The 12,759-nt window shown below is 36.6% G+C and carries 11 protein-coding genes; 5 read left to right on the forward strand and 6 right to left on the reverse strand.

Annotation, left to right across the window (positions count from 1 at the left end; genetic code table 11):
• Positions 1-74: 74 nt before the first annotated feature.
• Positions 75-992: an ATP-grasp domain-containing protein gene (locus C8N46_RS10390; RefSeq protein ID WP_108114825.1), complete on the forward strand. Its 918-nt coding sequence runs from the start codon at positions 75-77 to the stop codon at positions 990-992.
• Here C8N46_RS10390 and C8N46_RS10395 read toward each other — a convergent pair.
• The 5 genes from C8N46_RS10395 to C8N46_RS10415 all read right to left on the reverse strand — a co-directional run bounded on the left by C8N46_RS10395 (position 963) and on the right by C8N46_RS10415 (position 5,079).
• Entirely contained in the window at positions 963-1,604 is a 642-nt protein-coding gene (locus C8N46_RS10395) for a YkgJ family cysteine cluster protein (protein ID WP_108114826.1), read from the reverse strand. The two genes, C8N46_RS10390 and C8N46_RS10395, sit on opposite strands and share 30 nt — an antisense overlap.
• Positions 1,594-1,995, reverse strand: a complete 402-nt coding sequence (locus C8N46_RS10400) for a hypothetical protein (protein WP_108114827.1) — start codon at positions 1,993-1,995, stop codon at positions 1,594-1,596. The genes C8N46_RS10395 and C8N46_RS10400 overlap by 11 nt, the downstream gene beginning before the upstream one ends.
• Positions 1,996-2,042: 47 nt before the next feature.
• Entirely contained in the window at positions 2,043-3,275 is a 1,233-nt protein-coding gene (locus C8N46_RS10405) for an eCIS core domain-containing protein (protein WP_108114828.1), read from the reverse strand.
• A gap of 20 nt (positions 3,276-3,295) precedes the next feature.
• Positions 3,296-3,640 (reverse strand): hypothetical protein, encoded by a 345-nt coding sequence (locus tag C8N46_RS10410; protein ID WP_108114829.1) that lies wholly within the window; start codon positions 3,638-3,640, stop codon positions 3,296-3,298.
• Positions 3,641-3,789: 149 nt separating this feature from the next.
• Positions 3,790-5,079 carry an eCIS core domain-containing protein gene (locus C8N46_RS10415; RefSeq protein WP_108114830.1) on the reverse strand — a complete coding sequence of 430 codons (1,290 nt, stop codon included), beginning with the start codon at positions 5,077-5,079 and terminating at the stop codon, positions 3,790-3,792.
• Positions 5,080-5,230: 151 nt separating this feature from the next.
• Between C8N46_RS10415 and C8N46_RS10420 the strand changes: the two genes are divergently transcribed.
• Both C8N46_RS10420 and C8N46_RS10425 read left to right on the forward strand, forming a co-directional pair.
• Positions 5,231-7,627 (forward strand): AAA family ATPase, encoded by a 2,397-nt coding sequence (locus tag C8N46_RS10420; RefSeq protein WP_108114831.1) that lies wholly within the window; start codon positions 5,231-5,233, stop codon positions 7,625-7,627.
• On the forward strand, positions 7,624-8,517 hold the full coding sequence (locus C8N46_RS10425; RefSeq protein WP_108114832.1) for a retron system putative HNH endonuclease: 894 nt from the start codon (positions 7,624-7,626) through the stop codon (positions 8,515-8,517). Before C8N46_RS10420 ends, C8N46_RS10425 begins: the two co-directional genes overlap by 4 nt.
• Before the next feature lie 129 nt (positions 8,518-8,646).
• Here the strand turns inward: C8N46_RS10425 and C8N46_RS10430 are convergent, their stop codons facing one another.
• Entirely contained in the window at positions 8,647-9,534 is an 888-nt protein-coding gene (locus C8N46_RS10430) for an aldose 1-epimerase (RefSeq protein ID WP_158269129.1), read from the reverse strand.
• 190 nt (positions 9,535-9,724) lie between these two features.
• Between C8N46_RS10430 and C8N46_RS10435 the strand changes: the two genes are divergently transcribed.
• Positions 9,725-10,945, forward strand: coding sequence for a carboxypeptidase-like regulatory domain-containing protein (locus tag C8N46_RS10435; RefSeq protein ID WP_108114834.1), 1,221 nt, complete (start codon positions 9,725-9,727; stop codon positions 10,943-10,945).
• A 126-nt stretch (positions 10,946-11,071) separates the two neighbouring features.
• On the forward strand, positions 11,072-12,646 hold the full coding sequence (locus tag C8N46_RS10440) for a hypothetical protein (RefSeq protein WP_108114835.1): 1,575 nt from the start codon (positions 11,072-11,074) through the stop codon (positions 12,644-12,646).
• The last annotated feature ends 113 nt before the right edge of the window (positions 12,647-12,759 follow it).

Below are 12,759 nucleotides of genomic sequence, written 5' to 3' on the forward strand. Positions count from 1 at the left end.
TTGTTAGCATATATTTTTTAGAAAGCCTGTTTTCATTGACAGGCTTTTTATATTTGTGCAATTCCTTTTTTAATATGAAACCTATTGACGTCGTTATTCTTACTGATCATCGTTATGTGAATCCAACAGAGCGCAACGATTATATTGATAATGTGTTGTTAGAAGATACATTGGTACAAAATGCGCTAGAAAACGAAGGATTAACCGTGAAACGACTTTCGTGGGATGATGCTGATTTTGATTGGAATACTACCAAATATGCGCTTTTTAGAACTACGTGGGATTATTTTGATCGTTTTGACGAATTTTCTATTTGGCTGAAAAAGGTAAGCGAGCAAACCATTTTGTTGAATTCTGCCAAGATGATTCGTTGGAATATTGACAAACATTATTTACAAGATTTAAAGAAGCAACATATAGCTATCGTCCCGACGTATTTTATTGAAAAAGGCGATTCGCGCACACTTGCTGAAATTCATCAAGAATTGGGTTGGACAGAAACGGTTGTAAAACCTTGTATTTCTGGTGCTGCGCGACATACGTATAAATTACATCCTGAGAATATTCACCAACACGAAACAATATTTAAAGATTTAATTTCGGAAGAAGCCATGATGTTGCAACCGTTTATGCATCAGGTCGTAACCAAAGGTGAAATCTCGTTGATGATTATCAACGGAACGTACACACACGCAATTCTAAAACAAGCCAAAAAAGGCGATTTCAGAGTGCAAGATGATTTCGGCGGAAGCGTTCATGAATACACTCCATCACAAGAAGAAATCACTTTTGCCGAAAACGCCGTAAAAGCCTGTATTGAATTTCCAATCTACGCTCGTGTTGATATCATTTGGGATAATGACAATCAACTCGCCATTTCCGAATTGGAATTGATAGAGCCTGAATTGTGGTTTCGTTTCAATAATAATGCGGCGATACAATTAGCAAAAGGGATTAAGAGTTTATTGCAACACCATCGTAGCGCGCTGTAATACCATTTTTCGTTCTTTTAGATTTTTTTCAATCCACTCAGTATTCAGTTCCATTTTTTCAAAATCTTTCCAAATGCGCTTGTCGTCTGCGCAGCTATACTTACTACAAACTTTTGGACGATTATCGTACACAGAACAACATCCTTTTTGTTCATTTAAATGTGTGCAAAATCCACTTTTTTTATGTCGGATGTGATATGGTTGTCCCAAATCCCACTTTACATTTCCAGCCTCTACTTCCTCGGCTGACAGAGGAAAAGTTAGCTTACAGCAAATCGCATTACAAATAGGCATGCGTTCTTCACAATTGACAGGCGTAAACAATTTATCTTTTTCGCTGTCCATTCGCAACTGAACGCCTGCGTGGGCAATTTCACCCTTTTCTACCATTTCTTGACGAATCCTAGCGGTTGCTTCTTTAATTTCTTCTTCGTTGATATTTCCTTTTTCTATCAAAACATCAATCAAACCAAATACAAAAGATTCGACTTCATTAATACGATTTGCCTGATTTCCGATAGAAGTATGCGTAAACAAATTGCCACGCAACACTTGGTCTTCCAGCACATGTAAACGTCCATTTTCAATATCTATAATATCTTTATTTTCCATTTTTTGAATTTTCTGTTAACCAATCTTTCCATTTTTGAATTGACGCCAAGCGCTCTTCCTCAGAAGCTTCTGCATTATAATTACCATTCGCCTTCCACAAGGCTAAGAATTGTTGTTCGCCATTAGAATCTTTCGGATATCCTTGTCCAGCTTTCCAACCGAGTTTTTGTTGTAAGACGCCTTCTACCACGCGTTGTGCGCGATAGCGTTCCCAAATATCATCGCTGTTCCATAAAGGAAGTACGGCTTTTATTGCTTCATTTCCGTAATCAATCAACTCATGAACGGCTGGTGTGTAGTCTTGGTGTAAATTATCAGGATGCTCATTAATAATTTTTACTAATGAAGTAATTTTATCAGTATTTGGAGAATTCTGTTTCTCAGTTTCCATACAAGAAATTATTAGTATTAATAAAAAAACAACTGACTTTTTCATTGTTATTTGGTTGGTGCACCTGTGGTGCCTGGATTTTTATAAAAGTCGTCGAATGCCTGTAATGCTGCATCAAATGTCTGACCTCTATACTCTCTAAATCGGTGGTATTCATTTTTAATTTTTGAAATTCCTTTTTTATCATTATAAATTTCAAATCCCCATAAAACGGTTCCATAATAACGTCCTGTATCCATGGCTTTTGCAGAGGTTACAAAGTTGAATTTAATTGGGAAATTTGCTCCAGGAGCATCCCATAAACTTGCGTGTTGAATATCAGTAGTACTTTTTTTATGCCCATTTTGACTTGAACCAGAGTTTGGCCAAAAACTTCTATAATCTGGTGTAATTGTAGCATCAGACTTACTAGTTCTAGGCGAAACAGAAGCGGCTTTATGATCTACAAAAAAGCCGCCAGCTACATTATTTGCACTATCAGCAGTAGTCATCACATTATTTCTATCTGATTCTCCTCCTGTCCATTTATAATTTGATCCTGTAGCAGTATCTACAGTTCTTACAATTTGTATCAATCTAATATCATTAGAGGTTGGTGAATATTTGCTAGGCGTAAATTTAAGTGTGCCACGTTCTTCAGCTTTTCCTCCAGCTGCGGTAGCATCATTTTTTATTAAATTTAAGTCCCATTCTCCATAACCTAAATTGCCTGTATCAACAATATCTCGTTGAATTACATTAGACATCATTTGTGAAGTTCGCATAGAATTACGAACGCCCAATCCCGCAGAACGATATTTAGAAACAGCTTCTCCTCTAACAGCCTTTTTACCTAACGTATCTGCTTCATTTTCCAAACTTTTATCATCATTCACCATGACGCCTTTTTTTAGCATTTTGGTAGGTTTTACAACACCCGCACGTTGTTGTGCAATATGTGTAAATTCGTGACCAATCAAGTTTTGTCCACCCGCAGAATTCGGGTTGAATTCGCCTGGCGCAAAATGAACTTGCTCGTTTTGCGTAAATGCTCGCGCGTTCATCTGTACCGCTTTTTGTGAATTGGTATGAATGCCTACATTGGAAAAATCATGTCCAAAGGAACTTTCCATATTGGACTGTAATTTGCTTGGCAAGCTTTTGTTTTGCTTTCCTGAAATTGACGGTGGCGAAAATTTCGTAGTATCGCCCACAGGCTTTACAAAAGAACTTTTTTCTTTTTTCTGAATAATATTCTTTGTGCCTTTATCGTGTTGTTTTGGTTGCTGTTCTGTTTTCATTTTAACTGCTTTTTGAATGATTATTTCAAAATTTTAGTGACAAGTGTACACCAAGTCTCTTTTCGTTGTTGTATATCTTCTTCGCTATCAATACGAGATGCGTATGCGGAAATGTCTAAGTGATTTTCTTCATCTACCGATATTGTAAATGTTGGATTTTTGTGCGTTTCGTCAATAACAATCAATCGTGTATCTTCTTCGCTTCCTACAGCTGCTATCATAAAACTATCGACAACAAATACGGTTGCCTTTGTCCCTTTTTGAGTGACAATTTTAGCATCTAAAAGCGTTTCTTTTCCTTTTTTTTCTACAAATGTTACCACTTGCGAAAATATAACTGGCTCAAAACAATTAACTGTTTCCATTTTTTATAATTATAATTTACTCGATAATCGAGATTAAAAATGCTCCGACGGTTGCGTCGAAATGTTTTTAATAGTTTCTACGAGATGCTTCGTGGACTTGCCCCGAAGTAGCTGACTCAAACAACAATATACTACTAATTTAAAACACTCTACCATGGCGGACTCGTAAATTGAATATCTCCCGAAAGTGCTGTAATAGAAATTCGTTGTACAGATTTTATATTATTTGGCTGACTCCACAAACTAATCACTTCACCATTTCCAACATACACCGCAACATGATCTGGTATCGTATTTCCCGTTGGTGTGTAAAAAATCAAATCGCCTTCACTTGGAACAGGATTTCCATTACCTGTTGATGTCAATATTGGCAAACTAGAATTCCATCCTAACGCTGCCCAAATTTCAGGTGTTGGATTTGCCGCTCCAGATGATAACGATGCTGCAATGAGTCCAGTTCTATCATAAAAATCATAAATCCAATCTGCATTAATTTGTCCAGCTAAATACCCAGCATACATAATACTTTCCCAGCAATTCATTGAGGCAGACGTAGGTAATTCTCCCGTGCCGCGTGAAACAACAAAGTATTGATAAAAATCTGAATAAATAGGATTCTTCCATTTCTGAGAACCGACCATCAATTCAGACATAATTCTTGCTACAGATTCGGGGAAAAAACTAGAACGTATCAATGTCATCACGGCTACATCTCCCAAAACAGCTTGTCGTTCCGCGACAGGCGCATTTCGAATTGTCACAATTATTCCTTCAAAATTAATCGAAGCCTCAGCTGTCAATGAACTTGTGAGGTCAGTTGCTAAGGTATATTGCACTATTCCTGCCTGTTGTTTTTGTACTGGAGAAAGTGCTGTTGTTAATTGCTCAGACAACTTCCCTTGCGAATCCGATTTTGCCTGCGTAGTAGCATTTGAATGTTGCGGACTTGCTCCTCTATATTTTGAAATAGTTTCTCCTTGCACCGCTTTTTTTCCGAAAGTATCTGCTTCATTTTCCAAACTTTTACTATCGTTAATAGCAACTCCTTTTTGCAATACTTTAGTTGGTTTTACCACACCTGCACGTTGTTGTGCAATATGTGTAAATTCATGACCAATTAAATTTTGTCCTTGTGTTGAATTCGGATTGAATTCTCCAGGGGCAAAATGTACGTTTTCATCTTGTGTATAAGCACGAGCGTTCATTTGAGCGGCTTTTTGCGAATTGGTATGAATAGAAACGTTAGAAAAATCCTGTCCTAAAGAAGCTTCCATATTCGATTGTAAGTTGCTTGGCAGCGCTTTGTTTTGTTTTGAAGCTGCTGTCGGTGGTGTAAAACTATCGTTATCAGCCTTTGACTTTACAAACGAACTAGCTTCTTTTCGCTGTATAATTTGACGTGTTGTTTCCGTTATTTCAGATTGCTTTTCCGCTTTCATGCACCTATTGCTTATAACACTTACAATGTATTTAATACTCAAAAAACAGCATAGGGGAAAAACACGGTATTTTCTGTCTTTTCTTTATTTTTTATGAAATATCACGTACTTTAGGTTGGAAAAGTGTTCAATACTCAAAAACTGATGCGTTGTGATTAAGATAGAAAGAAATAAAATAGCAAAGCCAAAATTCTTTTTCTCCAAAGAATACGAGCAACTACAGCAGGAAATCAACGAATTTTACAATCTGCATAAAAATTCGCGCGCACAGCGAACATTTAATGAAGGCTATATTCCAAGTGAAATTTCATATGAGTTAGCAGAATTACAACACCACAAATGTGCTTTATGTGAATCTACTTTACGAAGAGGAAAACCAGGCTATGAAAGCTATTTGCACCGTTTTCGCCCGATGAATTATGCGCAAGGTTTTGATAGTAAGGAGATTGCAGAAGATTACTATTGGTGGTTGACCTACGAATGGGAGAATTTATATTTGGTCTGCCACAGTTGTCAGCGTTTTAAGTCGAATGTATTTCCTGTCAATGGCAAACGCGCGCCTTTAAAAACATTACACAGCGAACTTTCAAAAAAAGAAAATGCCTTTTTAATTGATCCTTGCTACGAAGATCCCAGCCAGTTTTTTGATTTTGACTTAGAAAAGTTTGAAATCATTCCTAAAAAGATAGAATCCTATCCTAACTACCAGATGATTAGCGACGAGTTTTCAGCTCAAATTGAAGCCAATATTCAACGTGCAAAAGCAACCATACATGTTTTAGGGTTGAATCGTACCGATTTGATTGATGAGCGAACGTATATCGTTAATGAAATTAGACAACAAGCAGAAAGTTTACGAAAAGGCGACTACAACATACAAAACATTGCTGAAGACTGGAATGCTGTTTTATTAGAAACTTCTACCAAAAACCATATTGCATTTCGAAACGCACTTATCAAGGATATTTTAAAAGACCAAAAACTTTATAAAATTATTTCTGATTATAGCAATCCGAAAGATTCTTACTTTACTCAATATCCACCGCAACAACAACAACAACAACAACAACAACAACAACAACAACAAATACCGCCAATTCCTGATGCACAGGAAAATATAAAAGGTGGCGATGTTTTTGAATCCATGTCATTTCCGCTGGAAGAAACTTCGGAAGGCTTGTCCAGAGATAAAACGAAAAAACCTGACACTAAGAAGGCTATTTTTCAAAAAAAGGACAGCGAATATTACGCTAGCATTTTAAAAAATGTCTATCTCGATACGATTGAATTGCGAAATTTTAAATGCTTTTCCGATTTAAAACTCCAATTGCCAAGTTATGCCGACGATACAAGCGTAGAACCTTGGTTGGTATTTTTAGGTGAAAATGGTGTAGGAAAAAGTTCCGTACTCAAAGCAATTGCGATTGCGTTGATGGGACAAGAATATTTGGACGTACTAGGAATCACGGTGCAAGATGTATTGAAATATGGCAAACAAACCGGACATATCAAGGTTTTTGGGAAAGATCATGACGAAGTGTATAGCGTTACGTTTGACAGAAAAACAAATAAAATTACCGCAAATATTCAGCAACCACCAGCGTTTATCATTGGTTATGGTTCTACGCGTTTGCTTCCGATTGGGAATTTACAACCCGAAAAAGATCATCCGAGTTATTTAAAGGTGAAAAACTTATTTGATGCTTCTGTTTCGTTATCCAATGCGAAAGATTGGTTTTTAGAAAGCGACCTTAAAACGTTCAATCAAGTATCAAAAACCTTGAAGAATCTTTTGCTGTTGCACGATTTGGATTCTATCAAAAGAAGTCCCAAAAAAGGTGAAATTTACATCAAATACCATCATTCGGGTGACAATATTAACATTGAGCATTTAAGCGATGGTTACAAATCTATTTTTGCGGTGGCGATAGACATGATTTATACGCTTTCGCAAGAAAATATCGTGTATGAACTCGCAGAAGGTATTGTATTGATTGATGAAATCGGCACACATTTACATCCGCGCTGGAAAATGGAAATTATTGAACGTATGCGTAATACCTTCCCGAAAATTCAATTTATCATTACTACGCATGAACCTCTTTGTTTGCGTGGTTTAAAGCAAAATGAAGTCGTGGTGTTGAAACGTGACAGTGAAAATGCCATCATCGCGATAAGCGATTTACCAGATCCAAGTACATTGCGAATTGACCAATTATTGACTTCTGAATATTTTGGATTGAACAGTACGATGGATTCTAAAACGGAGAAGGAATTTGAGCGTTATTACGAATTGCTTGCCATCGATGAAATTGACAGAACCGAAGCACAAATCAAAGAAATAAAAGCCTTGCAAGAAGTGCTTCCTCAAAAGAAACGTTTGGGAGACGATGCGCGTGAAGACTTGATGTATCATGCGATTGACGAGTTATTAGCGAAGAAAATGAAGAAGAAAAAACTCAAAATTGTAGACGATGATATTAAAGAAAAAGCTGTTTTAAAAGTACAAGACATCTGGAAAAATATTTCCGCAAAAAATAAATTATGATTTTCATTGACAGAACTTCAGTTGACATTCCTGAGATTCTTGCAGATGGAAGTGAAAAACTGAAAAAAGAATTACAGGAAGCGATTGCGCATTATGCCGATCCAAATAAACGTAACAAAGCCTTTAAATTCAACGTGTACAGTCACGCAGACGTCAAAGAAGCGTTGATTAAAATGGGCAAAGGAAAGTGTGCCTATTGCGAAAGCGATATTTTGGCGACATACGTAGGTGATATTGAGCATTTTCGCCCTAAAGGAGAAATTGAAGAATTAAAACCTACAGGCAACTCAAAACCAGGCTATTATTGGTTGGCGGCCGATTGGGATAATTTGTTGTTTTCGTGTCGAAACTGCAATCAAAAATCCAAACAAGCGACAGCTACAGTAGCGGAAGCGAAAAGTATGGGGAAAATGAATCAGTTTCCTCTATTTGATGAAAATCAACGTGTTCGCTCGCATGAAGATGATATTGAAGAAGAAGAAAAAGTACGCTTATTGCTCAATCCGTGTAAGGAAAATCCTGAAGAATATTTTAAATATGATATCAATTCTGGTGTGATAAAACCTAAAAAGCGAAAAGAATTTTTAAAACAACGCGCCTTATCCTCTATCAAAGTGTTTGCCTTGCAACGTGTGCCATTGGTGATGGAACGAGAGAAAAAAGCCATCTTAATCAGTGCGCAAATGCAACGTGTAGAAGAAGCATTCATCAATTACAACGATTTTATAAATGACCCAGAACGCGCAGAAAAATTTGGAAAAGTCTTGCAACGAGAAATGGAAACCTTGCAAAGTTTTCTCGATCCAAAAGAAGAATATTTAGGCTTAGCCCGACAAATGATTGGAAAATTTATGAAAAAGAATTTTCAAGTGGATATTACGGCGGCGTAGGTTTTTTTTCTGTTTTTTTGTTATTCGTTTTTTGTTGTTTGTTTATGCTTAGCTTGCTGATGTGTATTTTTTGATTGAAAAATTAAATGATTAAAAAACCAACAACTAGTAACTAGCAACCAGCAAAAATCACAACTTAGCTACAGCAACATTCCAAGCAATTTCATAGATTTTTCCAGCTTCCAGCGTTTGCAATCCGATGCCGTTGTTGAAACTATTGGACAATCCGACGGTTGGTTCTATGGCAATGATATTTTTTGTGGAAGGCGTAAAAAATTGCACAAAATTCTCTGTTGCGCTTCCTTTTATTGTTGCTTTGTAATTCGCTGTTGTAAATTCAATTGCTGGATTTTTTAGCTTAAACGCAGTATCAAATTCGGTGTTTTGTATTTGAAAGGGTTTGGAAAGTGTGTGTTTCGTTGTTCCGTTGGTCAAACTGCGGTCGAGTGTCGTTGTATATTCTGTTTCGCAATCAAAATTGAGCGTACTTTCATATAAATTTTCAGCCACAAAATACGGATGCCAGCCAATGGTAAACGGAAAGTTTTGTGTGCCTGTATTCGTAACCTTCATAATGACATCAAGCGTGGTTTCGGTAAACTTATATGTGACGTAAAAATCAAACGGGAACGGAAACCCTTTTGTGGTTCCGTCGTAGGTATACTGTAACGTCACGCTTGCGGAAGTCTCAGAAACATCTGTGGAATACACTTCAAATTTTCTTGTATAGAGCAATCCATGAATCGCGTTGTTTTTTGCAGGTTCATTGCATGCAATTTGATACGTTTTTCCTTCAAATGTATATGTCCCGTCTTCTATACGATTGACAAACGGAAACATAATTGCCGATGCCGATGATTGACTGTATGGAAACTGCGGTTGTTCTGCAATAATCGTTCTATCGTTCAATTTTACATCAGCCAATCGTCCACCTTCATTTGGAATAATTTGAGCGTTTACGCTGTTACTTTTGTTCGAAATGATAATAGTTTGCTTATTTTCTTCTATTTGAAACACGATGTGATATTTAGTAACTATGCTTCGAAAATACTATAAAAATAGAGTGTTTCACGAATACATTACTGACTTTTTTTGTTCGGATTTAATTTTGAAGCGTGTTTACTCACTCAAAACGACGGTTCACGTATTTATGATTTCTTATCCGTTCTCTTTTGGCTTTTTTTGAGAAGATTAAAAACAAATTCCCATGAAGCCAACACAATTACAAATCAGTATTCCTGAACCGTGTCACGAAAACTGGAACGAAATGTCGCCCACAGAAAAAGGACGATTTTGCAAAGTCTGCACCAAAGAAGTGATTGATTTTACGAGTAAAAGCGACGAAGAAATCATCCATCATATCAAAAAACATAACAATGCTTGCGGACGTTTTTATCCGTCGCAATTAAATCGAAAACTTATTGCAGACAGAAAAAAACGCAATCATTGGTTGTCGTATGTAGCTTCACTCCTATTGCCAATGACCTTGTTTTCACAAGAAAAAACTGCTGACAAGAAAAATCCCACGAAAGTGGAACAACTAGATTCGCTTCAATTTAAAAGATTAGACATCAATAGTGCTTTACAGCGGAAAGCAAAAACACAAAAAGAATTAGGCAAACGTATAGCAATTTCAGGAACTATTGTTGACGAAGAGGGAATTCCATTGCCTGGAGTGCATGTTTCGGTGAAAAATAAAAACAGTAAAACGACAACTGACTTTGATGGTAACTTTTCCATGAATGTGCGAGCTGGCAGCGTACTAACATTCAATAGCTTTGGATTTAAAACTAAAGAATTAACAATCAACGCATCACAAGAAATATATAATATACAACTAGCCGTAGATCCTTCTGCAGAAGCGGTTCCGATTGCTACACATGAATTATCAGAAATTGCAGGAGAAATGGTTACTATAGATGCCGATAGCATTACCATAGCTGAAGAGCAACTTCTAAAAGTAAATTCGAAAAAAGAATTAGGCAAACAAATAACGATTTCAGGAAACGTAACTGATGAAGACGAATTTCCTTTGCCTAGCGCAACAATCGCAATTAAAGGAACTGACAAAGGAAAAGCAACCGATTTTGATGGAGACTTTTCTATTACAGCAAACGTTGGCGACACGCTAATTATAAGTTATGTTGGGTACGAAACACAAGAAATATCTGTAGTTGAAGGTACTTTTGAATATAAAATCAAAATGAAACTAGGAGAAGCATTGGAAGCAAGTACTGTTGTTGGTGGAATTTATTATTGTGACGGTTCTTCGTATGGCTTACCCAACCAAGAAACTCCTGAAAAGAAAGCCCGAAAAAAACGTATAAAAAACTACTTTACTTTTAAACGCAAAAAATGGTTGGAAAAACGTGCCAAACGTAAAGCAGCTCGTGCAGCAAGAAGAGCGAAACGAAAATCGAAAAGGTAATAATCATTCAAAAAATCCGAAGAAAAACAACAAATAAACACCTGTAAACAATAATAAGAATTTCAAAAAGTTATATTTTTACCACGTTTGCTGTTTACAAACAGTATCAACAATTAAAATAATACAATGAAGAAATTTTTATACACGTTTTTAATACTCTCTATCGCCATTCTTTGGAGTTCTTGCCGAAAAGATTTTGTTACTGTTCCGAGTTCGGGACAACTACAGTTTTCAAAAGATACGGTGTTTTTAGACACAGTTTTCACCAATATTGGTTCTAGTACTTATAATCTTAAAGTGTACAATCGCACAGACGATGATATTCGCATTCCGCGTATTCAGTTGGGCGAAGGTGAAAACTCACGCTATCGCTTAAATGTGGACGGACTTGCAGGAAAGATATTTGAAGATGTAGAATTGTTGGCAAATGACAGCATGTTTGTGTTTGTAGAAACAACAATTGATATCAATGATTTTGCAGGCGGAACTCAATTTTTGTATACCGATGCGATTGAATTTGACTCAGGAAGCAATCAGCAAAAAGTAGAATTGGTAACGTTGGTACAAGATGCGGTGTTTCTATATCCACAACAATTTAGCGACGGAACCACAGAAACGCTCCTACTCGGCGTAGATGACGAAGGCAACGAAACACGTATTGAAGGTTTCTTTTTAGACGATACCGAACTCAACTGGACCAACGAAAAACCGTATGTTGTGTACGGATATGCAGCGGTCGGACAAAATAAAATACTTACGATTGATGCTGGCGCACGTGTACATTTTCATGCGAATTCTGGTTTAATTATTGGAAATCAGGGTTCGTTGCAAGTCAATGGTGCGTTGAGCAATACCGAAGAACAAGAAAATGAAGTTATTTTTGAAGGCGATCGTTTGGAGCCTGTTTTTGCGGATGTTCCTGGACAATGGGGAACGATTTGGCTAACCAACGGAAGTGTGAATAGCGAAATTAATTATGCAACCATAAAAAACGCTACGGTCGGAATCTTATCTGATAAAAGTGACGATCCTGACAATCCGATGTTGCGACTCAATAATTCAAAAATATACAACAGTGCCACGGTCGGACTTTTGGCACGAACAGCACATATAGAAGCAAACAACTCTGTTTTTGGAAACTCTGGACAAGCTTCGTTATACTTAAATTTAGGCGGAAAATACACGTTTCGTCATTGTACCTTTGCCAATTATTGGAGCAACAGCTTTAGAGTCTTTCCAACCGTTTTGATTGATAATTATATTGATTTAGGCGACGGAACAGAGCTTTTTGAAGACTTGGTTCAAGCTGACTTTTCCAATTGTATTATTGACGGAAATAATGCTATTGAATTGCTTTTTGACAGAGCCGAGACCAATTCCGCTATCGAATTAAATTATAATTTTAAAAACTCTTTGATAAAGTTTGACGATTTCCAAAATCGTTTCACGAATAACGAATTATATAACTTCTCTAACAATACAATTTTTGACGAAGTCGATTTGGTACTCAATTCCAACACAATTGATTTTAAAAATCCTGAAAACAACGAATTCAACATTGGCGAAAACTCTGTTGCTATTGGTATTGGAAGTACGCCAAACACGCCTCTAGAAATTCAATTTGACATTTTAGGCTTTGCCAGAGCGATGATGTCGGATGTTGGTGCGTACAATCATACGACGTTTAGTGATGAGGATTAATTAAATCGAAATTATTAATCGTGTTTTCATACTAAAAATCACTCTTTCTGAAAAAAATCAAATTACAAGTTGTAACAAAATATCCGCCATTTTGACTGATATATAAACAATAC

It is taken from the genome of Kordia periserrulae (assembly GCF_003054265.1).
Lineage (GTDB): Bacteria > Bacteroidota > Bacteroidia > Flavobacteriales > Flavobacteriaceae > Kordia > Kordia periserrulae.